Origin of the sequence: Xanthomonas sp. WHRI 1810A (genome assembly GCF_040202885.1) — a bacterium.
Lineage (GTDB): Bacteria > Pseudomonadota > Gammaproteobacteria > Pseudomonadales > Pseudomonadaceae > Aquipseudomonas.
In genome coordinates this window covers 1-26,436 of the sequence record NZ_JBEGED010000026.1, presented here as the reverse complement: position 1 = coordinate 26,436, position 26,436 = coordinate 1, and the positions used below count along the sequence as shown (strand labels likewise).

Here is a 26,436-nt window from a genome sequence, read left to right as displayed (position 1 = left end):
TGCATCCATGCAGATTTCGGTAAATGAGTTCCTGACACCCCGCCACATTGATGTGCAGGTTGTCAGTCCAACCCGCGCCAAAATCACACTCGAGCCTCTCGAGCGTGGTTTCGGCCATACCCTGGGCAACGCGCTGCGCCGCATCCTGTTGTCCTCCATGCCCGGCTGTGCAGTAGTCGAGGCCGAGATTGACGGTGTACTTCATGAGTACAGCGCCATCGAAGGTGTACAGGAAGATGTCATTGAAATCCTGTTGAACCTTAAAGGTCTGGCTATCAAGCTGCACGGTCGAGACGAAGTTACGCTGACCTTGTCGAAGAAGGGTTCGGGGGTGGTTACCGCTGCCGATATTCAGCTGGATCATGATGTCGAGATCGTTAACCCCGATCACGTAATCGCTAACCTGGCGTCTAACGGCGCCCTGAACATGAAGCTCGTTGTAGCTCGTGGTCGCGGTTATGAACCAGCAGACTCGCGTCAGAGCGATGAAGACGAAAGCCGTAGCATCGGTCGCTTGCAGCTCGATTCTTCGTTCAGCCCGGTTCGCCGTATCGCCTACGTGGTGGAAAACGCCCGTGTCGAGCAGCGTACTAACCTGGACAAGCTGGTTATTGATCTGGAAACCAACGGTACCCTGGATCCTGAAGAGGCAATCCGTCGTGCAGCAACCATTCTGCAACAGCAGTTGGCTGCGTTCGTCGACCTCAAAGGTGACAGTGAACCAGTGGTTGTCGAACAGGAAGACGAGATCGATCCGATCCTGCTTCGTCCGGTTGACGATTTGGAACTGACCGTGCGTTCGGCCAACTGCCTTAAGGCGGAGAACATTTACTACATCGGCGACCTGATTCAGCGCACCGAAGTAGAACTGTTGAAGACTCCGAACCTGGGCAAGAAATCCTTGACCGAAATCAAGGACGTTCTGGCTTCTCGTGGTCTCTCCCTCGGCATGCGCCTCGACAACTGGCCGCCGGCAAGTCTTAAGAAGGACGACAAGGCTACGGCCTGATCGTCGTAATCACCGAACGTGAGTTTGGTAAGGAATGAACCATGCGTCATCGTAAAAGTGGACGTCACCTGAGCCGTACCAGCTCGCACCGCAAGGCCATGTTTCAAAACATGGCGGTGTCGCTGTTCGAGCACGAGCTGATCAAGACTACCCTGCCGAAAGCCAAGGAACTGCGCCGCGTTGCCGAGCCGCTGATCACCCTGGCCAAAGAAGACAGCGTTGCTAACCGCCGTTTGGCTTTCGACCGTACGCGTTCGAAGGAAATCGTCGGCAAGCTGTTCAACGATCTGGGCAAGCGTTATGCAACCCGTCAGGGTGGCTATCTGCGAATCCTCAAGTGCGGCTTCCGCACTGGCGACAACGCGCCAATGGCGTACGTCGAGTTGGTTGATCGTCCTATCGGTGGTTCTGTAGAAACTGCTGAATAAGACGTCAGTCTTTACAAAAAACCGGGCCTAGTGCCCGGTTTTTTGTTTTCTTCGGTATGGCGGTTTGCTGCATTTCAGCTACTTATTCAGACTCCACGTGTGCGAACTCGAAGTGATAACCGGAATACCCCTCATTTACAGCATTTTTCGGCACCGTATCGCCATTTTTCCCGACATTTGTTGTGTTTTCTGTCGTTCTTGAAGTGACCACAGCGCTGGCTTGGTTCAAACTACGCCTTTCACGAGGAGAAGTGCGGCGATGCTAGGCCACCCGGAAGTCATTGATTATCTCAACACGCTGCTGACAGGCGAGCTTGCAGCGCGTGACCAATATTTCGTCCACTCGCGGATGTATGAGGATTGGGGTTTCAATAAGCTGTACGAGCGTATCAATCACGAGATGGAGGAGGAGGCGCAACACGCTGATGCCTTGATGCGTCGTATCCTGCTGCTCGAAGGTACGCCACGTATGCGACCGGACGACCTGGACGTTGGCACTACGGTCCCTGAGATGCTCGCTAGCGATCTACGCCTCGAATACAAGGTGCGAGCCGCGCTCTGCAAAGGCATTGAGCTCTGTGAGCTGCACAAGGACTACATCAGCCGCGAGATTCTGCGCATTCAACTGGCTGACACGGAAGAAGATCACACCTACTGGCTGGAAAAGCAGCTTGGCCTGATCAAATCGATCGGCCTGCAGAATTACCTGCAATCCCAGTACTGATTCATTGAGCACAAAAAAGCCCCGGTCGTTATGAACGATCGGGGCTTTTTCATGCGGCAGGATCACAACGTCATGCTTTGTCTCTTTCGAGCAACGGCTTGAGGTAGTGCCCAGTGTACGACTGCTTCATCTCGGCAACCTGTTCCGGCGTGCCGGTGGCAATGATCTGCCCTCCTTTTGAACCGCCTTCTGGACCCAGGTCCACCAACCAGTCCGCGGTCTTGATGACGTCCAGATTGTGCTCGATGACGACCACCGTGTTGCCGTGGTCGCGCAGGCGGTGCAACACGTCGAGCAACTGCTGGATATCCGCGAAGTGCAGGCCCGTGGTCGGCTCATCAAGAATGTACAACGTCTTGCCGGTGTCGCGTTTGGAGAGTTCGCGTGAAAGCTTCACGCGTTGCGCTTCACCGCCGGAAAGTGTCGTCGCCGACTGACCCAATTTGATGTAGGACAGGCCAACGTCCATCAACGTCTGCAGCTTGCGCGCCAAAGCGGGAACGGCGTCGAAGAACGCGCGCGCTTCCTCGATAGTCATTTCCAGCACTTCGTGAATGTTCTTGCTCTTGTATTTGATTTCGAGCGTTTCACGGTTGTAACGCTTGCTCTTGCACACGTCGCAGGGCACGTAGATGTCCGGCAAGAAGTGCATTTCGACTTTGATGAGACCATCGCCCTGGCACGCCTCGCACCGGCCGCCCTTTACGTTGAACGAGAAGCGACCCGGGCCGTAACCACGGGACCGCGACTCAGGCACGCCTGAAAACAACTCACGAATCGGCGTGAACAGTCCGGTGTACGTCGCAGGGTTGGAGCGAGGTGTCCGGCCAATTGGGCTTTGGTCGATGTCGACGACCTTGTCCAGATGCTGAAGCCCGTCAATGCTGTCGTGGGTGGACGCCTCAAGCGTCGTGGCGCCGTTGAGCGCCGTGGCGCTCAGGGGGAAGAGCGTGTTGTTGATCAGCGTCGATTTGCCGGAGCCCGAGACGCCCGTCACGCAGGTAAGCAGCCCAATCGGGATTTCCAGATCGACGTTGCGCAAATTGTTGCCGCGCGCGCCCTTGAGCTTGAGCGACAGCTTCTTGTTGCGTGGCGTGCGTTTGGCGGGCACCTCGATCTTTACCCGCCCGGACAGGTATTTGCCCGTGAGCGAGTCAGGGTGCGACATGACTTCTGCCGGCGTGCCTTCTGCGACGATATGACCGCCGTGGATGCCCGCGCCCGGACCGATGTCGACGACGTAGTCGGCCATACGGATGGCGTCCTCGTCATGCTCCACCACAATCACCGTGTTGCCGATGTCGCGCAGGTGACGCAGGGTTTCCAGCAAACGGTCGTTATCGCGTTGATGCAGGCCGATCGACGGCTCGTCGAGGATGTACATCACACCCACCAGGCCCGCGCCAATCTGACTGGCCAGACGAATACGCTGTGCTTCGCCGCCGGAGAGCGTGTCTGCGCTGCGATCAAGCGTCAGGTAATCAAGGCCGACGTTGACCAGAAACTGCAGGCGCTCGCGGATCTCCTTGAGAATTTTGTCCGCGATTTCCCCACGGCGTCCGGCCAGCTTTAGCTTGGCGAAATAGTCCGTGGCATCGCCAATCGGCAGGTTGGTGACGGCCGGCAGCGTCTTCTCGCCGACCCACACATGACGGGCTTCACGACGCAGGCGCGTGCCACGGCAATCCGGGCAGGGCTGGGTGCTGAGGAACTTGGCCAGCTCTTCGCGCACGGTCGTGGATTCAGTTTCGCGGTAGCGGCGCTCCAGGTTGGGAACGATGCCTTCGAAAGGGTGCGCACGTTTGACGATATCGCCACGGTCGTTCAGGTAGCGGAAGTCGACGTTCTGCGAGCCGCTGCCGTTGAGCAGCGTTTTTTGCTGATCGGCCGGCAGTTCCTTGAACGGCACTTCGAGGCTGAAGCCGTAATGTTTGGCCAGCGATCCGAGCATCTGGAAGTAATAGACGTTACGTCGGTCCCAGCCTCGAATCGCCCCCTCTGCCAGCGTGAGCTCGGCGTTCACCAGTCGCTTGATATCAAAGAACTGTTTGACGCCAAGCCCGTCGCAGGTTGGGCAAGCGCCGGCCGGGTTGTTGAACGAAAACAGCTTGGGCTCAAGCTCACTGATGGCGTGACCGCAGATCGGACAGGCGAAGCGTGCAGAGAAAATCACTTCTTCGCCCGGCTCATCGTCCATCGGTGCGACCAGCGCAATGCCATCAGCCAGCTTCAGCGCCGTTTCAAACGACTCAGCCAGACGCTGCTGCAGATCGGCACGGACCTTGAAGCGGTCGACGACCACATCAATGGAATGCTTCTTCTGCTTATCGAGCTTGGGCAACTCATCAAGTTCACACAGTCGGCCGTTGACCCGCGCGCGTACAAAACCCTGCGCGCGCAGCTCTTCAAAAATGGCCAGGTGCTCGCCCTTGCGCTCCCGGACCACCGGCGCCAGCAGCATTAATTTGCTGCCTTCCGGTTGCGCCATGACCAAGTCAACCATCTGGCTGACGGTCTGCGCTTCCAGCGGAATGTCGTGGTCGGGGCAACGTGGCTGACCCACACGGGCATACAGCAGGCGCAGGTAGTCGTAGATTTCGGTGATCGTGCCCACGGTTGAACGCGGGTTGTGAGAGGTCGACTTCTGCTCGATGGAAATGGCAGGTGACAGACCTTCAATGGTGTCGACGTCAGGCTTTTCCATCATCGACAGGAACTGTCGGGCATAAGCTGAGAGTGACTCGACGTAGCGTCTTTGCCCTTCGGCGTACAGCGTGTCGAATGCCAGCGACGACTTGCCAGACCCGGAGAGCCCGGTGATGACGATCAGTTTGTCGCGTGGCAGGGTGAGGTCAATGTTCTTCAGGTTGTGGGTACGTGCCCCACGAATCAGGATCTTGTCCAAAATGGCCTCGCACGGCGGGCTTCAAAACGAAGGAGTATACGGTCAAACACTGGATGGATGCACACTATCGAATCGGGCGTCGCAGGGTTACATGAAGACTGCGACCTATACGCGCGTCATAGCGTCGCGTCTGTGTGCTGTACACCGATGGGACTGGTAGAATCGCCGCCGGTTCACACGAGGTTCTTCCATGCACGATTCACATAGCGAACGCATGAGTGGCAGCGAGACCCGCGCGGCTGGCGGTCTGGCGCTGGTCTTCGCGTTCCGGATGCTTGGCATGTTCATGGTCCTGCCAGTGCTGGCGACCTACGGCATGGACCTGGCGGGCGCGAGCCCGGCACTCATCGGTCTGGCGATTGGCGCTTATGGCCTGACGCAGGCGGTGCTGCAGATTCCGTTCGGGATGATTTCGGACCGTATCGGTCGTCGTCCCGTCATCTATTTTGGCCTCATCATTTTTGCCTTGGGCAGCTTGCTGGCGGCGGACGCTACGTCCATATGGGGCGTCATCGCAGGACGGGTCCTGCAGGGCGGCGGCGCCATCTCGGCGGCCGTCATGGCGCTGATGTCCGACCTTACCCGCGAGCAGCACCGAACCAAGGCTATGGCGATGATCGGCATGACCATCGGTGTTTCCTTTGCCGTGGCGATGGTCATCGGGCCGGTCATTACCAGCGCCTTTGGATTGTCCGGGCTGTTCCTGGCGACGGGTGCAATGGCGCTGGTCGGGATCGTCATCGTTGCGTTTGTCGTGCCAAAGTCCACGGTGACATTGCAGCATCGGGAGTCCGGCCTCGCCCGGCAAGCATTACGGGCGACATTGCGTCATCCCGACCTGCTGCGTCTGGATTTAGGTATCTTCGCGTTGCACGCCATGCTCATGTCCAGCTTCGTTGCCTTGCCCCTGGCGCTCGTGGAAAAAGCCGGTCTGCCCAAGGAACAGCACTGGTGGGTCTACCTGACCGCGCTGGTGATCTCCTTCTTCGCGATGATCCCTTTCATCATCTACGGCGAGAAGAAGCGTCAAATGAAGCGTGTTTTGCTTGGCGCCGTGACGGTGCTGATGCTCACTGAGCTATTCTTCTGGGAGTTCGGCGATACGCTTCGGGCGCTGGTCATCGGGACCGTGGTGTTCTTCACCGCTTTCAATCTGCTTGAGGCGTCACTGCCGTCGTTGATCAGCAAGGTGTCGCCGGCAGGCGGGAAGGGCACGGCGATGGGGATTTATTCCACCAGCCAGTTCCTCGGTTCAGCGGTTGGCGGCATCCTGGGCGGCTGGTTGTTTCAGCACGGAGGGCTCAGCGTGGTGTTCCTGGGTGGGGCGGGTTTGGCCGCCATCTGGCTCGGGTTTGCTGTTACCATGCGCGAACCTCCCTACGTCACAAGCCTGCGCTTGCCGTTGTCGCCCGAGGCTCAACGCGACACCGGTCTTGAAGCGCGTTTGCTGGCGGTACGTGGAGTAACAGATGCAGTTGTGGTGCCTGACGAGGGCGCCATCTATATCAAATTTGACAAAGAACTGTTGGATCGGGCGTCTTTCGACGAATTGGTCAATCCAGCGTCGCAAACGTGTGAAGCCTAGGAGAACGTTATGGCCCGTGGGGTTAACAAAGTCATATTGGTCGGTACTTGTGGCCAGGATCCCGAAGTTCGCTACATGCCTAACGGTAATGCCGTGACCAACCTGAGTCTGGCGACGAGCGAGCAGTGGACCGACAAGCAAACCGGTCAGAAAGTTGAAAAGACCGAATGGCACCGTGTCTCGATGTTCGGCAAGGTCGCTGAAATCGCTGGCGAATACCTGCGCAAAGGCTCGCAGGTCTACATCGAAGGCAAGCTGCAAACCCGCGAGTGGGAAAAAGACGGCATCAAGCGTTACACCACTGAAATCGTCGTCGACATGCAGGGCACCATGCAGCTGTTGGGCGGCCGTCCGCAAGGCGAAGGCGCTCCACAGGGTCAAGGCGGTGGCGGTTATCAGAACTCCGCTCCTCGTCCACAGCAGTCGCGTCCGCAGCAGTCGGCGCCTCAGCAGTCGAACTCGCAGCCGCAGCAGCCGCAACGTGAATCCCGTCCAGCGCCGCAACAGTCGCCACAACCGGCGCCTGATTTCGACAGCTTCGATGACGATATTCCGTTCTAGGGTATAGCTCAGACCGAAAATGTAAGATCTTCCTCAGAAGCCCCAAGAGTAAACACTTGGGGCTTTTTTTTACCTCGAGAAAAGGTCAATTTGGATCGGTCGTGGGCGCTAGGAGGATAGTTAGAGATGAGTGTTATATTTGCTGAAATAGGCGTACCAGTGAAGGTGGGGGTAGTCAGAAAGACTATCTTCGAAAATGGGGAGAGGGGTTGCGTCGTCGTGGATAGTCTGGGCATGCCTCTCTATTACCCAAACCTATTCTTAACCACCCAAATCCGGAATGGCAGCCGTTCGGCTTCAACCGTGTCGAACAATGCTGGCCACCTGTGCGCCTTCCTGCAGGTGATGGAGGAGGCTAAGATAAACTTGGTTACCCGATTATCTGAGGGAAAAGTGTTAGAGCCCTTTGAGGTTGAGGCTCTTCGAGGTGACCTACACCGACGATTATCACCTGAGCCCAAACAAAACTCGCCCATCACCTATTTTTCCCAATCTGATTTCGTCTCGAAAGCCGTAATGCATGCGCGGGTGGGCGTATCTACTAGGTATTTAGAGTGGCTAGCTTCCCTATTCTTGCGCAAGCCACTCGATCCTAATGAGTTGGCCCGGGTATTGGCTGCTATGAAGGACATCCGTCCTATTAATAAAAGACGGAACAATATTAAGAGGAGGCGTGGGTTAGATGCGGTAACTGCGTTGGCATTCACCGAAGCGCTCCGTCCAGGCTCTGAGTATAATATTTGGCTAGATCCTGCGATTCAGGTCAGGAACAGATTGATGCTATCGTTAATGTATGAGCTTGGGATCCGGCGCGGCGAATTACTAAATTTGAAAATTGAAGACTTCAATTTCAAGGCCAATCAAGTCGAGATAATCAGGCGGGCAGATGAGAAGTCCGATCCACGGATAGACCAACCGTTGGTTAAGACTAATGATCGGATAATCCCAGTAAAAGCGACTCTTATGGATGAAGTGCGGTTTTATCTCACGCGCTGTCGTAATTTAGTACCAAGAGCGCGTAGACATGGATTTCTAATTGTCACGCACAAGGCTGGGCCTACGCAGGGTAATCCCATATCTATCGCTAATTATAAGGATGTGATTCATAGTCTCAGAACAGCGGTCCCGCCTCTGAGTAAATTTTCTGGACACGATCTACGCCACTATTGGAATGAGCGGTTCTCTGATTTGATGGATAAGGCAGGCATCCCACCCGCTGAAGAGGAGCTAATTCGTTCCGAATTAATGGGCTGGAGATTTGGCAGCGGTACTGCCGCTACCTATAACCGCCGGTATATAGAGCGGAAAGCTGCTGAGTACGGTATGAACCTACAGAGCGACCACCTCAAAGCTAAAGGGGTGCCAAAATGAATAACTCAGTTCAGGTTGCGGCAGCTGCCTCAACCACTACTGCTACCGATGGGCGCTTGATTATAAGCACGATGCCTTCAGAAAAACGCGTCCTAAGATCTGTTCTGGGGTATGAGTTTTATTCAGCGGATGAAATCTGGAAGTTGTCTAAGGATTACTCGCTCAATATGGCCCAGGTAATAAAGCGAACTCCGCCCCAGCATCACTATGCGGTGAGAAAACTGATGGAGCACTACGCTACGACATTTTCTGCGGCCACTACATTGAAAGCAGCCGAAGCCTTGCATGGCTTCTTTTCATCGACATCAGGTGAAATCAACACGGTCCAACTTATAAATTACAGGGCCTTGTTCGGGAGTGATCGCGGTCACCTAACTGTCCTTCGACCGCTATTTAGACGGTGGCGGAATTTCAGGTACGAAGGGGTCTCCAACGATGTTGTGGAAATGTTAGACAGTTGGCGGGTGGGTGGACGTAGAAAAGGACTGGCAGTTAAAAGCCTTGATCGAACTAAGGGGCCTTTCTCTGATGTTGAATATGCCTCATTCAATGAAAAGATTATCTTTTCATATGAGGCAGGTGAGATAAGTCTGTATGATTTGTGCGCCTGCTTGATAATTAGCATGACGGGGCGTCGCCCAATTCAGCTAACGCACTTAAAATGCAGTGATCTAATTAGTGTGCTTGATTCTGATGATGTCACTAACTATTTCCTACATATTCCTCGTGCTAAACAAGAAGGGGCGGAGTTTAGGGACGAATTCAAGACATATCAGTTAACTCGGGAAATGTGGGAGCTTTTGGACAGCCATAGGCAAAAGCTGTGGCATGAGCTCGATTGTTTAGGCTACGAGCTCCCCTTGACTCAAAAGGTGCTTTTGCCACTGTTTCCTGCGCAGCGAAGTTGGCTTAAGTATCCTACAAGGGCAGCTTTTATCAAGGCGTTATTTGGTGATCAGCTGCATATTAGAACTTCAGTGTTGAATAACATATTGAAGCGAACGGTCGAGTCCCTGGGGATCGTCTCCGACCGGACTGATGATTTACTGAATGTGTTTGCAAGACGTTTCAGATACTCCCTAGGTACCCGAGCAGCTAGGGAGGGCATGAGTAAGTACGTGATTGCGGAACTTCTTGACCACTCCGATATTCAGCACGTAGATGTCTACACCTTGAACGTGCCAGAACATCTGAAAAAAATCGATGAGGCCCTTGGCTTCCAATTGGCGGTTTATGCACAGGCTTTTACCGGTAACCTGGTTGGTGCCGAGTTAGATGCTTTACGTGGCTCTGATCCTTCCAGCAGGGTAAAGCATAACAGGTGTGCTGTCGGTACCTGTGGCAGTTATTCGTATTGTGGCATGAATGTACCGCGCCCATGCTACACATGTTTTAGCTTTCAACCTTGGATTGACGGGCCACATGAAAAGTTATACATCGAGCTGCTGGATGAGCGCGAACGGATCATAGCTAAAACTGGTTCCCTGTCTGTCGCTTCTATTTTGGATCGCACAATTTTTGCCGTTGCCGATGTGATAAGTAAGTGCGCTAAGCGCAAGGAGGAGCTTGCTGATGAATAACGTGTTTTGTTTTTCTAGTCGAAGTGAGATAGACGTTTGCCAAAACTTAGCTCTTTTCATCGATCAATGCAAAGGCGAGCTTTCTGTTTTTGGAGCTGACTTGGATTTTGACGCTTGGTTATGGCCTAGAGCTGCAAATTTCACTAAGTTAGGTTCTGTGTCTAGGTCGTTTTCTATTGAGGATCGGATGGCGGAACCTTTCATATCCTTCGCGAAAGCTTACTTTAGGTATCAGCAAGGTCATAGGCCGACTCGTTCCCGTAATGAGTCCAAGGCATTGAAGGTGCTGGAAAGGGTTCTAACAGATGCTCACGGCAAGCCTGATATCTTAGACTTGGACGCATCAGTTCTAGATCGCGCTGCACTATTAGCTCGCGAGCATTACAAGTCCGCTGCCTATCATTGTGGAAGGGAGCTCCAACGCTTAGCAAAATTCGTTTCGAATAACCTTTTAGTGAGGAACTCATGTGATACATGGCAAAATCCAATTTCCAGGCCGCAAGATTCTAACAAAGTTGGAAAAAAAGCTAGAGAGGCAAGGGCCCGCAAGCTGCCGTCCAGTGAGGCCGTGCTGGCGATGGCAGATATATTTGCAAACGTAGGTGAAGATCCAAGGGACATCTTTACCAGCAGCGTGTTTGCCTTGCTGATGAGCGGGAGTGTGCGGATCTCAGAGGTACTGCACTTGCCTGTTGATTGCGAGGTGAATGACGTTACTCGAGAAGGGGAAAAAGTTTACGGTATAAGATTTTACTCGGGAAAAGGGTACGGAGCGAACATCAAGTGGGTTCCGACTGTAATGTGGCCGATTGTCAAGGAGGCTTTAGCGCGAATAAGGAAACTGACGGATGAAAGTAGACAACTATCTAGGTGGCTTGAAGACCATCCCGATCTTATGTTCATTCATCCTGATTCGGGTCATCTCAATCGCAGCAAGCCTCTAACAGAAGTTGAGGCCTGTGAGGCATTGGGTCTATACCTATCACACGATGAAGCAAAGCAACGAATCTATTATTTGTATGGGTTTAGCAAGGGAGATGTTCTGACCCTCGAAACTCTCTGGACCAAATTCAAACGGCGTATGCCGGCAGATTTTCCGTCGGTCGAACCGAGGGCAGGTGTGACTTTTGGTAATGCATTGTTTGCTATGCAAAAAAACATATTAACTTCTCAAAAGGGCACGCTCCGAGTAATTCCCTGGCTTCCAGAACCAAACATAGTGAACAACGATCTATCTCCTCGGCTTAGCCTTGGCCCGGGCGCTCATAATAGTATCTTCAGCCGTTATAATTTCGCTCATTCTGATGGAACAGAGATGAAGATTACTACGCACCAAATGAGGCACATGATTGACACAATGGGCCACCGGGGTGGAATGTCCGAGGAAGAGATAGCGCGGTTTGCCGGTCGAGCTGACCAAAAGCAAAATCGGGTCTACAATCACCTCACGTCGAATGAAATCGCAGTGAAGTACGAACAGGCTCAGATCGCTGCGGGCTACGAAAATTCGATAATGATACATTGCGAACCTGTGGGGCGGGACGCTTACGATCTTGCGCCGAAGGGTCCTATCCATCGCTCCCTTTGGGGTTTTTGTCTACACGACTACGCTGCTGCTCCTTGCGGAATGTTTCGAGATTGTTTGAATTGCGAGGAACACCTCTGCGAGAAAAGAGCCGGTACTAAGGAAGAGCTGGCGGCGCAATTAGCGGAGACCGACGAGCAACTGATTGCCACAGAACTAGCTATGTCCGCTGGACAATACGGTGCTGACCGGTGGTATGAACATCATGAAGTATCAGCTTCCAGGTTGCGTGAGCTGATTGCTATCATGGACGATGACGAGGTTCCAGATGGGTCTCTAATTCGATTGAGAAGGGACCACTCTCCGAGCCATATAAACCGGGCGTTGCGAACACGTGGGGAAATAAATACTCAGTCGGTGAGTGAGGAGAAAATAAATCGGCTTGGCAACTTGTTGGAGCAGATGTGAATGACTAAGCCTGTAACCAGTGCTGAAATAAAAGCGATTGAGGATTTTCTGTATTCATGGGAGGGTCCTGTTACTTGGGACTGCGTCTGCACCAGAGCGCAGTCTCTCATTGGGAAGGTGCTAACTAGGCAGACCTTGGGCGCTAATCCTGCGGTCAGAAAAGCTTTCGACTATGCAAAACTCCGTAACAAAGATTTACCGGCAAAACCCCCGGCCCCTTCCAGCTTGAAAATAGCGGGAGATAGGATATCCCGGCTCGAAGCCGAATTAGCTGCTACTAAGAGTGAAAACTCCCGTTTGATTGAGCAGTTTTTACGTTGGCAATACAATGCATCGATCAAAGGGCTGAGTGAACAGCATTTAAACAAGCCACTTCCTATTATAGATCGCGAACGTTCAGACGCACCATTGCGCGACAGGCTCAAGGGACTGAAAAAACTTAAGTGACAACCTATATTTCAAAGATTCTGTGTTTCGGGCGGAGGCAAAGTGGGCGCCACCGCTCGGAGCAACGAAATCAGAAAGGCGCCATTGGAGTATTTTTTAGGAGGTAATCATTCTGATCAGTATATCCAAGTGTGGCGACGTACAAAATTAAAGATTCCTCTAACTCGGTAAAAAGCTGAGAGGCCCCGTAAGCGACTTGGAACTCAAACACTGCTCTATCGGATGTAATCGACTCCTCCACAATCAGAAGCTGATTGCACTTCTTTACCTGATAGATCAGAGTTATTAGGTCCGTGGCGACTGTGCTATACAAGGAGAGAGTTAAGCCGTATCCGTCGTCAAAAACATCTATTGACAGCCGGCTGAAACTAATAACTCCATCTTTAGCGAACCAGTGAGTCCTGCCATTCCATAGGCCATCCCACTGTGCGCTCTGCGCACGTGGCAGCATTTTATTATCCGCCAAGCACTGATAAATCGGTTCAACTGAAATAACTGTCATGTACCCAAGCTGCTCAGGCTCATTATTCATTACTAAACTTTGAGTTATCACGCCCAGTATGAAATCATCTCTAGTTAGGACAACGCCCCCACTAAACCCGCCCCGTGCCATTGCTGAAACAACGAAGTGCACATGAGGGGAGTGGCGCACATCGATTAGGCCATTGACCTCACCACGCGCGGCGATCAGTGTTGGCGCCATAGCAAAGGGTATAGGCGGAAACCCTAACACCAAAACTTCAGACAAGACGAGATCATCAATCCCAAGCCAGTCGTCCAAGTGGCAGCCGAGAGGCATAGCAGGCGTATAAGGATCAAGCCCTGACACTAGGAACACTGCAATATCTATTTTTTCATCTCTATGAAAAAAAGGCCCTTTGATGATTTCTAATACAGTTGGCGAGATTGTATGGGCTTGAAAGCTTTCACCGCCGGCAAGTACGATTGAGGTGGTGGCGTCAGTAGATTCATCACTAACTGGTATATATGACCTAATAACCGTCGATATCTCTAAAATCGTATTGTTTTCGACAACATGGCGAGCAGTGACGAAAACCCCGTCTCCAACATGAAAAGCTGACCCAATACTTTCAGTACCGTCAGGCTGCTCCACCGCTACATATGCCATACCCGAAGCATACTTTTCGTAGATTTTTCGAATAGCAGTATTCATAGAGGCGCTACTCTAAAGATTTAGCAATAGTTCATACAGGCCACTGCCAGTCTTGGTAGTTCCTGAATATACCGGCTAGCTCGCCTGGGGCCAAATGATCTACGAGATTGTCTCGATATGAGTGTATTTTTGCCACCTTTTGCTGGCCAAAACGGGTTGCCTTATAGGGATCGAATTTTCTAAATGGCGCCAGCTGTATGATGTCAGTGTTTATTGTTTTAAGCCAAGATACCAAGATAACTTTGGAACCAGTTTGCTCTATAAAGTGCCTTGCTGTCTCGAGTGAATAACCTTTAGTGCAGATATCATCTATCACCAGTACGGTCTTCCCCTTGCCGAGTGGTGGATTTTTGTAACGGACGGTTGCAGTTCTTAGCGGGGCTTTATTTATAGATATTGTATTTAGCTGATTTAAATGGTCCAATGCGATGCCGTTGTTTCTCGCTGTTTGAGATTTTTGAGCTGTTGTATGGCGAACTATCAAATCTGGCAAGTAATTTTTTCTGAAGCACTTCCCAAAGATAGCCATCGCATCGTTCATAACCTTATTTCCTGAGCCTGCTTTGTGCCCTGGGTAAACAGCGATATAATTAACTCGCTGGTAAACTCCGCTGAAATAAAGGCTAGAGACAAGAGCACCCACCCAAAAATCAGGATGTCCAAGGCCATGCTTTGCAGCATCTCTCGCATCTTGGGAGTACAAGGTATACTCAGGTTTCATTGTGCTGAAAGGAGCCAGTGCGTAGTACTCGAAGCTTTCTGCTTGAATTTCATGGCACCATAGATGATCTCTTAGACAAAAAGTATCTATATATCGCGCAATGTCTTTAGGTGAGTCAAATTCAAACCCATAATCGGTTTTGTTTGCATACCAAGTCGCACGCAAAAAAAGCAAGTTTCCATTAACGGCAGTCTGCATGTCACTTTCAGACGCCCCTACATAGAGCACTTCATTGCGATTCCATCCCATCAGGTTAAGTACGTACTCGACAGCTTCAGCGCGAGGTTTTGGCGGGACTCTCGAGTCGGTTGCACGGCAAAGATAAGTAAACTCCCCCCAAACTTCTTTTAAGGCATCTGCCAAAGGTCGAGTCCCTTTATCGACGGTCCATTGACGGTTCGTCATTACGACGAATTCAATGTTCTTGCTCTTTAGGTACTGAATGAGCTTGGTTACTTGGTTGAATATCTTACGATCACCATCTCCCTGGCGAACCAAAACATCCTCAATACTAAGTATGATGCCTTTCAATTTCGACATGCCAGTGCATCCCTGCTAGATTTCAAGCCCAAGCTGGCCCGTTGGTTCAATAATAGCATCACGTTTTTGGTCGTTCGCAGTTCTAATTCGCTCTAACATCTCCGGTATAGCTAAAGGCATCTCAAAATCGTAGGCGCCATAAGTCTTGCTTGCGAAAGTGATCTCTGGTCTAGCACTTAAGGTTTTTGGAAGGTACACGTTAACTATTTTCTTTCGATATTTCCATGCGAAGGCAACGGTATGGGCGGTTCCGCTCTTTATCTTCCACTCTACTGGGATCAATGTGTCGGACAAGGCAGCTTGAAGCCGGTTACGTCGCACAAAGTTCTCACCGCTGTAGCTTTGAGTAGGCAGATATTCTGTAATTATTGTTCCGCCATTTTTGAGTATCAGATCTCGCACCGGCTCAGACCCTCTTGGATAGCATTCACTGATGCCGGTCCCGAGCACGGCTATTGTTGGTAGCCCGTATTTGATCGATTCTAAGTGCGCGAGTTGGTCTATCCCCAATGCCAGTCCGCTAACTGTTGCAACAGAACTCCTACTTAGAGAGGATAGAATTAGTCTTGTTAGAAATAAACCGTCCTCACTTGGTTTTCGTGTGCCAACAATGCCTACTGCAGTTGAATCAAGATTGAGTATATTGCCCTGGATAAAGATCCATTTAGGTGCGTCTTCAATACCAGCTAGCTTTGGTGGAAAACGTTCTTCACCATTAAATATTAGAACTACATTGATTTTGTCTAGTTCGGCAATTAGCTTTATTCCGCGCTGCCACAACTTCTTTCTAATTTCGGGTAATGCCGCTGTGGAGCCATCCTCGATCCTCAAGTATTTCTCAAGAGAATTCTTGAATGTGGTTTTAAAGCCAGAATTGGACGCGGCGATCTGGTGCAATGTCCAGAAGCCAACCCCTTTGAGTGTAGATAGCGCTAAAAAGGCTATGCGTTCATTTTTCCAAAAAATGCGTTCAGCTAAAGCCACGTTCGGCGTCCTATAGGCGATTACGTCGTCCTACGTTGACTTTAGCATGGTGGCGATGGTTTCTGGCAATCAAACGCATGCACTGAGCCTACGTTAATGACGACGGGGCTTTGCATGTTCAAATCCTAGGCATGGCCTATGGCGATCGGATCTCAGCCCTCGCATTCGCTAACTCAAACGAGCGGCCTAGGTCAAAATCGCATCTGCGCCAACACCATTGCCCGAGTTCCCACTCAGACTGCCCGCTTCACCGTGTAAATGTGCCTTATTCGGCTTCATTCCGGTTTCAGAGACTGGTTTGGTAACTGAGGGATGATGCATTCCCAGCGCCTCCCGTTCAGAGGTGCCAGGCGAAACTCTTCTTGATAGTCATAGTGGCATCCGAGCCGAGATGACTTCCGTGCAGCGGCAATCTGCAAACTGTTGCCAGAGCTTGGCTACTAAGAATCAGGTGTCACGGAACCAGCCTCTGCACGTATACGTGCCAGTAAGGCTTCAAGGTCGTCCGCATCGCCTTTTAAATGATATGCAGCCGCTAGTACGCTCAATGGATGGACCTCCATCACCGTGGCCAGGGCTTCTAGCTTGTCTAATGTTGGACATTTCAAGCCGCGCTCCAGAGTGCTCAGGTACGTCCGGCTGCTGATGCTCGAAAAGTCTTCCTGGGTGAGGCCTTTGGCCAATCTAAACTGCTTTAGTGCCAGACCAAACGCTTGCTTCAACTCCATTTTGCATCCTACACAAAATAGATGATGAAGCCTTGTAGACCGCTATGGGGCTACAATCTATAGTGGTCATTTTTTGGGGGTGCTGGCATGTACGTGACACGGCAGGAGGCGTACGTTGACCTCTCTGAAATTGGTGCTGACGGCTTGTATTGGAGCTACGTCGAACACAGCCTGCATACGCCATGGTTCTACATTACCCTGAGCCGCCATAGCGATGGAGGCGTCACACGGACGATGCTCGAAACAATGGACCCCTACATCCTTGCCAAGGTTATATGTAGTCCTGCACCTGGCTTGTCTGTGAGTGGCGTGATGCTGGTTACGCCAGCATACGTAAATGGAACTGAAACTTGGCAGATGGAAAAACTTCTTGAGTACACCCAGTGTCACTTTGAAGAACACGGAAGCTTTGAACTCTTTCGCGTTCCAGGTAAGCATTACTATACCCCACAAGTGGTTTTTAACACGAAACAAACCAAGCTAAAAGAGTGCGTATTTTACAGGAGCAGTGAGATTTAAGGGATTACTCTTTCAATGGTACTTTGCGGGTTAATAAGCTGTGCTGAAAGCCGGAGGGCGTGATGTGTTACTAAGATACTCAAGATTGAACGGGTACGGAAAGTTGAGCACAGATGGATAATCAATAGGGATTTTTAACCTTTAAATATTTTTAAAAAGAGCCCACTCGATTGGCGGAGTTTATATCAGATTCGGAGGTACTATCGCTGCGAGAAGAAATATTTATAGACGGCGCATGCATGAAAGAATGGTTAAGACCCAAATCTAAAATGGCTTAGGATAACGTACAACTCGCGTTGACATCATAGGTCCATCCTATGCTGAAGTTTCCGAAGTCTTGTCGCCCTAATCATGTGGGTCATTGACTTACGTGTTACGGCATGCGCTAACCGAGGGAAGTATAGAAGTGCAGTGAGGTCTGATGAAATGAGGCATTTCCAGCTTTTTTGAGCGCTATCGTTCACGGATGAGCTACCCGCAGCTCACCCGATGACCTGCTTCTGGTTCATCGGGATAGCCCGGGAACGGTGATTTGAGCCAGCATCGTTACTTTGGAGGCCGAAATCGGAGAGTTGGTGCTGACTGCGCTGACGGTATCGAATTTCTGTTAAGCGCAGCTATTTTACCAGAGAGATGATCGCCCTCATTCACCTGTAGCTGACACCCTACTAACGTGCATGCTTGAGCGATATCGATCATGGATGAGCTACCCCTAGGTCATTTACCAGCCACAAGCACGGTATCGCTTACGTCGTGAGACACTTACCGTCTCAGGAGACGTGCTGTCTCTGTGCGCTGTCAACCGGCTGCGAGTATTCGCTCTCGATATCAATTGTCGCTAATGCGCGTGAGGAGCGAATAGGATAGCTCTCTTGCGTACCTTCATTGACCTACGTGCCAGAGCTGTTGTCCGGCCAGGCACCTCCTTCGGTCTACAGCCCTTAACCCTATGGTTTAGCGATTCTGCGTTGTTTTCCGGCTTGCGCAGGCTTGGGCCTAGCAACATCGCAGGCCCTATGTACGGAGCAAGCGTTGGCACCAGTTAGAGGGCGGCCGACGAATCGAGAGCTCCGCATCAACAACGTAAGCGGGCGGCGAACACACCTACCGAACTCCAGCATTAAGGGCGATGGTGTCCGCGTATTTTTGATCTGACCCCGAAATGTTGGACGCCTTCTATGCCCGCCGTGCTTGAGTCCTGTATTCCACAGGGCTTAGGCCACTCAGCTTCAGCCTGATTCGCGAATGATTGTAGTAGTGTATGTACCCCTCTATCCCTGCTTCAAGCTCATCAAGACTGCTGAATTTGTTCAGGTAAAAGAACTCCGACTTCAAGGTGCCGAAAAAGCTTTCCATAGCCGCATTGTCATAGCAATTTCCTTTGCGAGACATGCTCGGCTTCACTGCTCGCTCGCTCAGGACGCGACGGTAAATAGGCATTCGATATTGCCATCCTTGGTCAGAATGCAAGATTGGTTCATCGCGTGGCCGTAGCCGTTCAAAGGCTTGTCGTAGCATTCCGCCGACCATATCGAACAGCGGGCGCCTGGCTGTCTTGAAAGCGATGATTTCGCCGTTGTAGAGATCAAGTATCGGTGAGAGGTAAAGCTTCTGCCCGCCGACCCGAAACTCCGTCACATCCGTAACCCATTTCTGATTTGGTCTTTTGGCATTGAACTTCCGCTTCAGCAGGTTCGGCGCAACCTGACCTTCTTCGCCTCTGTAGGCCCGGTATTTCTTTGTGCGCACACGGCTTTTCAACTGAAGCTCGCCCATGAGGCGCTGAACAGTCTTGTGGTTCACGAGGTGTCCAGCTCGCCGAACGGCAGCAGTGATGCGGCGATAGCCATATCGGCCTTTGTGCTCGTCGAAGATCGAGCAAATTCTGGTCTTCAGTACCGCGTATTTATCAACGGCTTGCTGCACCTTTTGTTGATAGTAAAACGTGCTACGCGCCAAGCCCGCCACTCTCAGAAGGCCTTCCAGAGGGTGCTCTTGCCTCAGTTCAATCACGATTTGCGCTTTTTCCGCTGCGCTGCTCGTTCCTTCGCTTGAACCAAGGCATCGAGCTTTTTTAAATAAGCGATCTCCATCCGCAACTGGCTCAATTCGGCCAGCAAATCATCATGCGTACGAGCTTCGTCGTCCGAAGATTCAAGCTGAATGGGCGGGATAGGGTTTGTCATTTTCTGGTGACGTCCGCTTCCTGGCTGCCGGGACAAGGCCTCCAAACCGCCTTCATCATACCTGCGCTCCCATTCGCCAATGATGTCGGATTTCCGGATATCAAACAGCGCAGCGACTTGGTGATAGGACAGCTCTTCCTTTCGCATGCGCTGCAATACAGCCAGCTTGAACTCAGGGCTGTAGTTCTTCTTTCTCTTACTTTTGAGGCCTGCGGCACCAAGCGCCTGATAGGCCGCAATCCATTTTCGAAGTGAAGAAGAATTGACTCCGTGGCGATGCGCTACCTCTCGGTGACCTGCGCTCCCCGAACAGTAATCTTCAACAACCGACAATTTCGCCTGCTCTGTGTACTTTTTCATGAGCCCCCTGGATGTTGATGTCCAACATTTCGGGGTCAGATCATTTTAAGCGGACGCGATCACCCTTATCGCCAGGATTTCCATGCGCCAACGAAGCTCTTACCCCAAACCATTCAAAGCCCAGGTCGTCCAGGAATGCCTGCAACCCGGAGCGACAATTTCCAGCGTAGCCATCCATCACGGCATCAATGCCAACGTGATCCGCAAGTGGCTACCGACTTACCGGGATCAATCGCCTGCAACCTTGCCGGCTTTCGTTCCGGTAAAAACGGTACCAAGGCGAGCATCAGAAGAGATGGTGATCATCTCGCTGCCTCCGGGTGATAAATCCATCACCGTAAAATGGCCAGCCTCGGATCCGGACGGCTGCGCCTGTTTCATTCGTGGCTTGGCCCAATGATCCGTATCGACGCCATCTGGCTCTCCACCGAGCCCATGGATATGCGCGCCGGTACCGAGACCGCATTGGCCAGAGTAATTGCGGTGTTCGGTGCGGCGAAGCCGCACTGCGCTTACCTCTTTGCCAACCGTCGGGCCAATCGGATGAAAGTCCTGGTGCACGACGGCGTCGGTATCTGGCTGGCGGCGCGGCGCTTGAACCAAGGTAAGTTTCATTGGCCAGGCATCCATCGTGGGATGGAGGTCGAACTCGACCCCGAACAACTCCAGGCGCTGGTACTTGGATTACCCTGGCAACGAGTCGGTGCGGGTGGCGCAATTACATTGCGTTAAATGCTGCCTTTTAGCTGAAGCAGTCGGGCTGCTTTGGTAAAATCCACCCCCATGACTTCCTTGCCCGATCTCGACCAAATGACCCCCGAACAACTGCGCACACTGGCTGCGCAGTTGATGTCCAAGATCGACACCCAGAGCCGAAAGATCCATCGTGATGAAACGATCATCGAGCAACTCACTCACGAAATCGCCATCCTTAAACGCCACAAGTTTGCCAAGCGCAGCGAGCAGATCAGCCCGGCGCAAGGCAGCTTGCTCGATGACCTGCTCAATACCGACCTCGAAGCCATCGAGGCCGAGTTAAAAGCCCTTCATCCCGCTCCCGCACAGGCAGCACCACGCCAGCAACCCAAGCGTGTGCCGTTGCCACCGCAGTTCCCACGTACTGTGATCCATCACGAGCCGGACAACACCCAGTGCGCGTGCGGCTGCCAGCTTCAGCGTATTGGCGAAGACGTCAGCGAAAAGCTGGACTACACACCAGGCGTGTTTACCGTCGAGCAGCACGTTCGTGGGAAATGGGCCTGCCGGCAGTGCGAAACCCTGATCCAGGCACCGGTGCCGTTGCAGGTAATCGACAAGGGCATCCCCACCGCCGGCCTGCTGGCGCATGTGATGGTTGCCAAGTTCGCCGATCACCTGCCGCTGTATCGACAGGAAAAGATCTTCGGCCGCGCCGGCCTGGCTATACCACGTTCGACCCTGGCGCAGTGGGTGGGTCAAACCGGCGTGCAGCTTCAGCCGCTGGTCGATGCGCTGCGCGAAGCAGTGCTGGCCCAACGGGTAGTCCACGCCGACGAAACGCCGGTACAAATGCTGGCTCCAGGAGAGAAGAAAACCCATCGTGCTTACGTCTGGGCCTACAGCAGCACGCCATTTTCGGCACTCAAGGCTGTTGTCTACGACTTCAGCCCCAGCCGTGCCGGCGAACATGCGCGCAACTTCCTGGGCACCTGGAACGGGAAGCTGGTGTGTGATGACTTTGCCGGCTACAAGGCCAGCTTTGAGCTGGGCATCACCGAGATCGGCTGCATGGCCCATGCACGCCGTAAGTTCTTTGACTTGCATGTAGCCAATAAAAGCCAATTGGCGGAGCAGGCGCTTCACTCGATTGGCGGGCTTTACGAAGTCGAGCGACACGCCAAGGAAATGAGCGACGAAGACCGTTGGCGGTTACGCCAGGAAACAGCGGTGCCCATCGCTGAAAAACTATACGAGTGGATGTTGGCCCAGCGTGAACTTGTGCCCGAAGGTTCGGCCACGGCCAAGGCTCTGGATTACAGCCTCAAACGCTGGGTAGCGCTAACGCGCTACCTCGAAGATGGTGCTGTGCCCATCGACAACAACCAGATCGAGAACCTGATCCGGCCGTGGGCGCTTGGGCGGTCTAACTGGTTGTTTGCCGGGTCACTACGCAGCGGCAAGCGGGCGGCGGCGATCATGAGCCTGATCCAGTCGGCGCGTATCAACGGGCATGATCCGTATGCTTATCTCAAGGATGTGCTCACGCGGCTGCCGACGCAGCGGGCGAGTGAAATAGGTCAACTGCTGCCGCATCTGTGGATGCCTACATAACTTCATAGGGTGAGTTGTGCGACCACTTCGTCCGATGACATGACATCGGCATACTCATCACCGAGTATTGCCAAGGTCAGTTCATGAACGGTTGTGGCGTCCCAGGACTTTCCATCCCTCCCGACGACGGGCACGGCTGTCGTGGCATCTGAGGGAATGATGATGCTGTATCCGAGTGCTTTTCCCGCACGGACAGTGGCGTCCATGCTGTTATGAATTACAACGCCTGTCAGTACCAAACGCTTTACCTGCATCCCTTTAAGAATGGCATCCAATTCGGTGCTGATGAAGGCGCAGTTTTCATGTTTGATGATGATGGTCTCTCCCTTTATCGGGGCAACGTCTTTCTTGATGCCATTCCACGGGCCATGGACGTAATAGCTGGATGTAGGAGTCTGTTCATCGTGCTTCACGTGAAGAACTGGCCAGCCGTTTGATCGCCAGTGGTCGAGAAGGCGTTGGATCACCGCTACATACTCAGGATTATTTTTGCCATCCCAATTCGGGCGATCAATGGCATCCTGAACATCGAGGATAACAAGGGGGACAGGGCTGGGTTGATCCCTCATGTAACTTCATCTCCTTTAGGTGGGGCCAGTCGACTGAGTGTGCTGCAACGAGCCTCTACCAGCAACTGATTGCAGGCGAAACCTGCCTGGGAACTACCCCTTCGTGATGACCCTCTTGCTTAGGCAAGGTGACTTCGGCAGACCCTTACTCCGATGCTAACATTTACAGTGAAACTCTTCGGAATGTTTCAGGATAGTCGCGTACAAGGCCGTGCTCATCCACTTCGAGATCAGCAGTAAATCCCCGAAAAACCCCCTCATATCGGTACTGTTGATTGAGCGTTAGGCAGCTATAGCGTTGCTGGGCAGCCCTAGGTAGGAAATCACCTGTAATTTGGGCAAGTAGAGGAACATACGCTACGACGATATCTTCACTAGCCTGCTCCCGTAATTTGAGGCGCTTGATAGGCAGCGTGTTCGTTGCAGGTGTCACGCCGATATCGACATCCAAACAATCCGCTAACGATGGTATTGGCTCGTCGCGAAGCAGATCGTGCCAGCGCCCCTCGCCATCAGCGCTTACGTGCATACGTGGGCCGCCGACATACTCGACCCGCACCTCACGTGTGCGGAAAAGAGCGTCAGTACGGACAAAGTAGTGCGCACCGTAATCTCCTTCGCGAGTACCGATGACAACGCCTTCAAGGATTGAATAATCACCACTCTCAAAAAACGAGCAATGATCCAGGCCATTCCCGTCCCAATCGCACCATTGAGCAACTGTCTTCATCCGTTTCTTCCTTTGCGGAGCGGGTTAGCGATGTTACTAGGTGAGCGAAGCTTGCGGCGCAGAGAGGCTCATGGGTTTGATCCTATCGCCACGTCTGAATTTACATGATCCGTATGGGCCGCCGTAGGAAAACCTCGCACAACTGGCGATGCAACTGGTGAGAAGCAACGCAAAATCACTGCTGAAATTCGTTACCGTTAATCCACGCAAGGTGAGTTGGCTGGTCGCTTACGTTTGCCGGGTCGCTTCGCAGCGGTAAACGGGCGGCGGCGATCATGAGTTTGATCCAGTCGGCGCGCATCAACGGGCATGATCCGTATGCTTATCTTAAGGATGTGCTGACGCGGCTGCCGACGCAGCGAGCAGGTGAAATCGGGGAGCTTCTACCCCACCATTGGAGTGGTTCACCATCGAGTCGGGTTGGCTAGTGCTACGCGGCTAATGGTACACCTCCAGACAATAGGTGAGAGTAGAGCCACCGCAATAAGAAACGCTACTTGCGATAGATAGAACGGCTCCAGCCACTGCTTTTCCAGTGCGACGTAATAGGTGTTATGGGCCACGTCAGCCAAAATAATTACTACAGTGAGGATTATTCCCATCCTGGGTTTTTTGAAAAGGAGCAGCACCGCCAGCGGGTCAAAAAAGTCAGCGCCCCCCAGAAAACACGGCTAGCCCAGTAGGCGCTGTCCCCATAGCCGTAGTCCCACAACAACCCATGCTGGAAATCTGCTCGGATGTGATTGGCGGTCGCGATCAAAAGGCAACAAGCGAAAAAAACTCGGATGGCGAATGACAACCTTGGCATAGCTTGATTTGCTCTGATGAAGTGATCATATGATAGCGGGATCAACCAATGCCGACAGCAATGGCTAATGGTGAAGCTGAGTTCGCCAGACGCTTACTCTTCGCGGGGTCTCTACGCAGCGGAAAACGGGCAGCGGCGATCATGAGTCTGATCCAGTCGGCGAGACTGAATGGTCATGATCCTTATGCCTATCTGAAAGATGTTCTCACGTGGCTGCCGACTCAGCGGGCGAGTGAAATCGACCAGTTGCTGCCGCATAAGTGGCAACCGTTTTCAGCACGCAAGGCGTGATGCCGGAGGCATACTTCTAACCATTGTCGATACAGGCTGATTACCCAACAGATACAAGGGTAGATCCGCCCCAAATGATCGCTTGCGCCACTATCACATTTTGCCCATTGAAGGTGACAGCAGGGCTACCATAAAGCTGGTAACCCATCTGCAATGCAGCACTCACACGGTGACAGAAAGCTGCATCGTCAGGGCCAGTAAGAATACGGTAAATTGGCAGATCGTCAGGTGGTACGGTCACATGCGAACTCCTCTAACATAGGGTGGTTCTGGCTCAAGATTGCTCATGTATGGCACAGGTTATCGGCTTGAGTATCCTGAGTTCTGAAATAGATTACACCACTCGTGTGACACTGCCATTTGGAAGGAAATGTACCCATCCTCAGCGCGCACTTTATAAGGCGGGTTGCCCAGGCGCTTACCTTGCAATCATCCAACCCCCAGATTTCTAGCCTCTAGCCCACGTTGTCGGCGTACCTGCTGATTTCCGGAATCTTATACTGAATCTGAGCAACTGATGTCTGACCTGGGCTGAGTGGGAAAAAACACTAGAGTGGAAGCCGCTAACGAGGGTTTTGACACACTCTGGACTCATTGCGGCCATTCACGGCAGTCATTTATTGGCCAAAACTTGCCCGCTTTTAGGCCCTGAGCACGGAATGGACAATTAGCGCCTTTCGACGGCCATGCGCACGGCCAAGCCTGCGAGCACCGTCCCCATCATCCAGCGTTGGACGATCTGCCACCCGGGCCTGCTTGCCAGAAACACCGCGATGGAGCCAGCCATGACAGCAATCAGCGCGTTAACACTCACGCTAATGGCGATCTGCGTAAAGCCAAGCACGATGGATTGCGCCAGTACGCTGCCGTGGTCGACGGGGTTAATGAACTGGGGTAGCAGCGACAAATACATGACCGCGATTTTTGGATTCAGCAGGTTGGTCACAAAGCCCATCATGAACAGCTTGCGCGGGCTGTCCTTGGGAAGGTTGCGCACCTGAAACGGAGAGCGGCCACCGGGCTTGACCGCCTGCCAGGCGAGGTAGAGCAGATAGAGCGCGCCGCCGAGCCGCAGAGCGTCATACGCATAGGGAACAGCCAATACCAAGGCCGTGATGCCAAATGCGGCGCAAAGCATATAAACGACGAAACCCAATGCCACGCCGCATAAGGAAATCAGTCCCGCCATTCGTCCCTGACAGATCGACCGCGAAATGAGATAAATCATGTTCGGGCCGGGAGTCAGCACCATGCCAAGTGAGATCAGACCGTAGGCAAACAGGTTGGACAGTTCGGGCATGGCGTAACTCCAAAGGACAAAATAACGAATCGAAAGCTTCGCTAAATCTGCGGCTTTCGCAATCTCAGATGGTATGCACTGGGAAGGAGCAGGCAACAGTAGTGGAGCCTAGGGGAGGTTGCTAGATACAGATTGACGAACAAAACGTCATACAGCAGTAGCAGCTCCTGATATCCGCCACACCAGAATACGAAGCGACTAAATCATGGATGACCGCTTCTGGCCCAGAGTGTGTAAAAACGCGCTGATGCACCGTCAGCGCTGCGCGCCGACGATATACCCGCTTAAAAGGCTAGAACTGGTGCCCACCTAAGTGCACACCATGTCCTGGCTTGTCGGGCTTGGGTAGATGACTTGGCCGGACGCATACTCAACAACAGCTCAGACCCAAAGTGATCGACTAATTACACTGTCGGAAAACGGTTTAAACGGCTGCTGAGGTTTGTAGCCATTGGCACTGATTCGTCCCTTCCTGCCCCTTGATTTAGCGCTCGTTGAACGGGATCATTTCCATCAGGGGTCCAGTCGGGGCAACGGTATCCGTCCGGCCAAGTCATCTACCCAGCGCTGCAAAGCCAAGACATGGTGTGCACTTAATTTAAGTGGACACCAG

Annotated in this window: 23 protein-coding genes and 2 pseudogenes; 15 read left to right on the top strand and 10 right to left on the bottom strand. The window is 52.5% G+C overall.

Features of this window, described 5'->3' with window-relative positions; translation table 11 throughout:
• Positions 1–7: 7 nt before the first annotated feature.
• The 3 genes from ABQX22_RS25120 to bfr all read left to right on the top strand — a co-directional run bounded on the left by ABQX22_RS25120 (position 8) and on the right by bfr (position 2,161).
• Positions 8–1,009 carry a DNA-directed RNA polymerase subunit alpha gene (locus ABQX22_RS25120; protein ID WP_007970428.1) on the top strand — a complete coding sequence of 334 codons (1,002 nt, stop codon included), beginning with the start codon at positions 8–10 and terminating at the stop codon, positions 1,007–1,009.
• Positions 1,010–1,050: 41 nt separating this feature from the next.
• On the top strand, positions 1,051–1,437 hold the full coding sequence (gene rplQ, locus ABQX22_RS25115) for a 50S ribosomal protein L17 (RefSeq protein ID WP_349802585.1): 387 nt from the start codon (positions 1,051–1,053) through the stop codon (positions 1,435–1,437).
• A 259-nt stretch (positions 1,438–1,696) separates the two neighbouring features.
• Positions 1,697–2,161, top strand: a complete 465-nt coding sequence (bfr, locus tag ABQX22_RS25110) for a bacterioferritin (RefSeq protein WP_349802584.1) — start codon at positions 1,697–1,699, stop codon at positions 2,159–2,161.
• A 70-nt stretch (positions 2,162–2,231) separates the two neighbouring features.
• Here the strand turns inward: bfr and uvrA are convergent, their stop codons facing one another.
• Positions 2,232–5,066 carry an excinuclease ABC subunit UvrA gene (gene uvrA / locus ABQX22_RS25105; RefSeq protein ID WP_349802583.1) on the bottom strand — a complete coding sequence of 945 codons (2,835 nt, stop codon included), beginning with the start codon at positions 5,064–5,066 and terminating at the stop codon, positions 2,232–2,234.
• 190 nt (positions 5,067–5,256) lie between these two features.
• Here uvrA and ABQX22_RS25100 point away from each other — a divergent pair, with 190 nt between their 5' ends.
• The 6 genes from ABQX22_RS25100 to ABQX22_RS25075 all read left to right on the top strand — a co-directional run bounded on the left by ABQX22_RS25100 (position 5,257) and on the right by ABQX22_RS25075 (position 12,603).
• A complete protein-coding gene (locus ABQX22_RS25100) occupies positions 5,257–6,651 on the top strand; it encodes an MFS transporter (RefSeq protein WP_349802582.1) in 1,395 nt (464 codons plus the stop codon).
• A gap of 9 nt (positions 6,652–6,660) precedes the next feature.
• Positions 6,661–7,212, top strand: coding sequence for a single-stranded DNA-binding protein (locus ABQX22_RS25095; protein ID WP_349802581.1), 552 nt, complete (start codon positions 6,661–6,663; stop codon positions 7,210–7,212).
• Positions 7,213–7,338: 126 nt separating this feature from the next.
• On the top strand, positions 7,339–8,583 hold the full coding sequence (locus tag ABQX22_RS25090; protein WP_349802580.1) for a tyrosine-type recombinase/integrase: 1,245 nt from the start codon (positions 7,339–7,341) through the stop codon (positions 8,581–8,583).
• Positions 8,580–10,163 carry a site-specific integrase gene (locus ABQX22_RS25085; protein ID WP_349802579.1) on the top strand — a complete coding sequence of 528 codons (1,584 nt, stop codon included), beginning with the start codon at positions 8,580–8,582 and terminating at the stop codon, positions 10,161–10,163. The genes ABQX22_RS25090 and ABQX22_RS25085 overlap by 4 nt, the downstream gene beginning before the upstream one ends.
• On the top strand, positions 10,156–12,156 hold the full coding sequence (locus tag ABQX22_RS25080) for a hypothetical protein (RefSeq protein ID WP_349802578.1): 2,001 nt from the start codon (positions 10,156–10,158) through the stop codon (positions 12,154–12,156). Before ABQX22_RS25085 ends, ABQX22_RS25080 begins: the two co-directional genes overlap by 8 nt.
• Positions 12,157–12,603 carry a hypothetical protein gene (locus ABQX22_RS25075; RefSeq protein WP_349802577.1) on the top strand — a complete coding sequence of 149 codons (447 nt, stop codon included), beginning with the start codon at positions 12,157–12,159 and terminating at the stop codon, positions 12,601–12,603.
• Positions 12,604–12,673: 70 nt separating this feature from the next.
• Here ABQX22_RS25075 and ABQX22_RS25070 read toward each other — a convergent pair whose 3' ends face one another.
• The 4 genes from ABQX22_RS25070 to ABQX22_RS25055 all read right to left on the bottom strand — a co-directional run bounded on the left by ABQX22_RS25070 (position 12,674) and on the right by ABQX22_RS25055 (position 16,750).
• A complete protein-coding gene (locus ABQX22_RS25070) occupies positions 12,674–13,777 on the bottom strand; it encodes a S1 family peptidase (RefSeq protein WP_349802576.1) in 1,104 nt (367 codons plus the stop codon).
• Between the two features lie 31 nt (positions 13,778–13,808).
• A complete protein-coding gene (locus ABQX22_RS25065; protein WP_349802575.1) occupies positions 13,809–15,038 on the bottom strand; it encodes an HAD hydrolase-like protein in 1,230 nt (409 codons plus the stop codon).
• A 15-nt stretch (positions 15,039–15,053) separates the two neighbouring features.
• The gene (locus ABQX22_RS25060; RefSeq protein ID WP_349802574.1) at positions 15,054–16,022 is read right to left on the bottom strand and encodes a DNA-processing protein DprA; all 969 of its coding nucleotides are present in this window, start codon (positions 16,020–16,022) and stop codon (positions 15,054–15,056) included.
• Between the two features lie 440 nt (positions 16,023–16,462).
• Complete coding sequence (locus tag ABQX22_RS25055) at positions 16,463–16,750, bottom strand: helix-turn-helix domain-containing protein (RefSeq protein WP_349802573.1); 288 nt, start codon at positions 16,748–16,750, stop codon at positions 16,463–16,465.
• Between the two features lie 87 nt (positions 16,751–16,837).
• On the opposite strand from ABQX22_RS25055, the gene ABQX22_RS25050 reads away from it, so the two are divergent.
• Positions 16,838–17,269, top strand: coding sequence for a hypothetical protein (locus ABQX22_RS25050; protein ID WP_349802572.1), 432 nt, complete (start codon positions 16,838–16,840; stop codon positions 17,267–17,269).
• 1,176 nt (positions 17,270–18,445) lie between these two features.
• On the opposite strand, the gene ABQX22_RS25045 is transcribed toward ABQX22_RS25050, so the two are convergent.
• Positions 18,446–19,815, bottom strand: a protein-coding gene (locus ABQX22_RS25045) for an IS3 family transposase (RefSeq protein ID WP_349802571.1) whose coding sequence is annotated in 2 segments (ribosomal slippage) — positions 18,446–19,347 and positions 19,347–19,815 — 1,371 coding nt in all. Because the reading frame shifts where the segments join, the coding sequence is not laid out codon by codon here.
• Positions 19,816–19,897: 82 nt separating this feature from the next.
• Between ABQX22_RS25045 and tnpA the strand changes: the two genes are divergently transcribed.
• Genes tnpA through tnpC form a run of 3 tightly spaced genes read left to right on the top strand, consistent with a single transcriptional unit; the run spans position 19,898 to position 22,125 of the window.
• Complete coding sequence (gene tnpA, locus ABQX22_RS25040; protein WP_349802570.1) at positions 19,898–20,215, top strand: IS66-like element accessory protein TnpA; 318 nt, start codon at positions 19,898–19,900, stop codon at positions 20,213–20,215.
• Complete coding sequence (tnpB, locus tag ABQX22_RS25035; protein WP_349802569.1) at positions 20,212–20,547, top strand: IS66 family insertion sequence element accessory protein TnpB; 336 nt, start codon at positions 20,212–20,214, stop codon at positions 20,545–20,547. Before tnpA ends, tnpB begins: the two co-directional genes overlap by 4 nt.
• 51 nt (positions 20,548–20,598) lie before the next feature.
• A complete protein-coding gene (tnpC, locus tag ABQX22_RS25030; RefSeq protein WP_349802568.1) occupies positions 20,599–22,125 on the top strand; it encodes an IS66 family transposase in 1,527 nt (508 codons plus the stop codon).
• A 2-nt stretch (positions 22,126–22,127) separates the two neighbouring features.
• Here the strand turns inward: tnpC and ABQX22_RS25025 are convergent, their stop codons facing one another.
• Both ABQX22_RS25025 and ABQX22_RS25020 read right to left on the bottom strand, forming a co-directional pair.
• A complete protein-coding gene (locus ABQX22_RS25025) occupies positions 22,128–22,694 on the bottom strand; it encodes an isochorismatase family protein (RefSeq protein ID WP_349802567.1) in 567 nt (188 codons plus the stop codon).
• A gap of 163 nt (positions 22,695–22,857) precedes the next feature.
• Entirely contained in the window at positions 22,858–23,424 is a 567-nt protein-coding gene (locus ABQX22_RS25020) for a putative glycolipid-binding domain-containing protein (RefSeq protein WP_349802566.1), read from the bottom strand.
• A gap of 233 nt (positions 23,425–23,657) precedes the next feature.
• Between ABQX22_RS25020 and ABQX22_RS25015 the strand changes: the two are divergent.
• Both ABQX22_RS25015 and ABQX22_RS25010 read left to right on the top strand, forming a co-directional pair.
• Positions 23,658–23,852 (top strand): annotated as a pseudogene (locus tag ABQX22_RS25015) (transposase domain-containing protein); the annotation flags it as partial.
• 476 nt (positions 23,853–24,328) lie between these two features.
• Positions 24,329–24,523 (top strand): annotated as a pseudogene (locus ABQX22_RS25010) (transposase domain-containing protein); the annotation flags it as partial.
• Between the two features lie 40 nt (positions 24,524–24,563).
• On the opposite strand, the gene ABQX22_RS25005 reads toward ABQX22_RS25010, so the two are convergent.
• Together ABQX22_RS25005 and ABQX22_RS25000 are read right to left on the bottom strand one after the other, a co-directional pair.
• On the bottom strand, positions 24,564–24,764 hold the full coding sequence (locus ABQX22_RS25005) for a DUF1737 domain-containing protein (protein ID WP_205489427.1): 201 nt from the start codon (positions 24,762–24,764) through the stop codon (positions 24,564–24,566).
• 426 nt (positions 24,765–25,190) lie between these two features.
• Positions 25,191–25,823: a LysE family translocator gene (locus ABQX22_RS25000; protein WP_349802565.1), complete on the bottom strand. Its 633-nt coding sequence runs from the start codon at positions 25,821–25,823 to the stop codon at positions 25,191–25,193.
• Positions 25,824–26,436 lie beyond the last annotated feature (613 nt).

Bases quoted from the DNA above. Each gene is read 5' to 3' on its own strand.
- ABQX22_RS25090 (WP_349802580.1), top strand. From the start codon at position 7,339: ATGAGTGTTATATTTGCTGAAATAGGCGTACCAGTGAAGGTGGGGGTA.
- ABQX22_RS25050 (WP_349802572.1), top strand. From the start codon at position 16,838: ATGTACGTGACACGGCAGGAGGCGTACGTTGACCTCTCTGAAATTGGT.
- ABQX22_RS25065 (WP_349802575.1), bottom strand. From the start codon at position 15,038: ATGTCGAAATTGAAAGGCATCATACTTAGTATTGAGGATGTTTTGGTT.
- ABQX22_RS25100 (WP_349802582.1), top strand. From the start codon at position 5,257: ATGCACGATTCACATAGCGAACGCATGAGTGGCAGCGAGACCCGCGCG.
- ABQX22_RS25055 (WP_349802573.1), bottom strand. From the start codon at position 16,750: ATGGAGTTGAAGCAAGCGTTTGGTCTGGCACTAAAGCAGTTTAGATTG.
- ABQX22_RS25085 (WP_349802579.1), top strand. From the start codon at position 8,580: ATGAATAACTCAGTTCAGGTTGCGGCAGCTGCCTCAACCACTACTGCT.
- bfr (WP_349802584.1), top strand. From the start codon at position 1,697: ATGCTAGGCCACCCGGAAGTCATTGATTATCTCAACACGCTGCTGACA.
- ABQX22_RS25120 (WP_007970428.1), top strand. From the start codon at position 8: ATGCAGATTTCGGTAAATGAGTTCCTGACACCCCGCCACATTGATGTG.
- tnpA (WP_349802570.1), top strand. From the start codon at position 19,898: ATGCGCCAACGAAGCTCTTACCCCAAACCATTCAAAGCCCAGGTCGTC.
- ABQX22_RS25080 (WP_349802578.1), top strand. From the start codon at position 10,156: ATGAATAACGTGTTTTGTTTTTCTAGTCGAAGTGAGATAGACGTTTGC.
- ABQX22_RS25020 (WP_349802566.1), bottom strand. From the start codon at position 23,424: ATGAAGACAGTTGCTCAATGGTGCGATTGGGACGGGAATGGCCTGGAT.
- ABQX22_RS25095 (WP_349802581.1), top strand. From the start codon at position 6,661: ATGGCCCGTGGGGTTAACAAAGTCATATTGGTCGGTACTTGTGGCCAG.
- ABQX22_RS25000 (WP_349802565.1), bottom strand. From the start codon at position 25,823: ATGCCCGAACTGTCCAACCTGTTTGCCTACGGTCTGATCTCACTTGGC.
- tnpC (WP_349802568.1), top strand. From the start codon at position 20,599: ATGACTTCCTTGCCCGATCTCGACCAAATGACCCCCGAACAACTGCGC.
- rplQ (WP_349802585.1), top strand. From the start codon at position 1,051: ATGCGTCATCGTAAAAGTGGACGTCACCTGAGCCGTACCAGCTCGCAC.
- tnpB (WP_349802569.1), top strand. From the start codon at position 20,212: ATGATCCGTATCGACGCCATCTGGCTCTCCACCGAGCCCATGGATATG.
- ABQX22_RS25070 (WP_349802576.1), bottom strand. From the start codon at position 13,777: ATGAATACTGCTATTCGAAAAATCTACGAAAAGTATGCTTCGGGTATG.
- ABQX22_RS25025 (WP_349802567.1), bottom strand. From the start codon at position 22,694: ATGAGGGATCAACCCAGCCCTGTCCCCCTTGTTATCCTCGATGTTCAG.
- ABQX22_RS25075 (WP_349802577.1), top strand. From the start codon at position 12,157: ATGACTAAGCCTGTAACCAGTGCTGAAATAAAAGCGATTGAGGATTTT.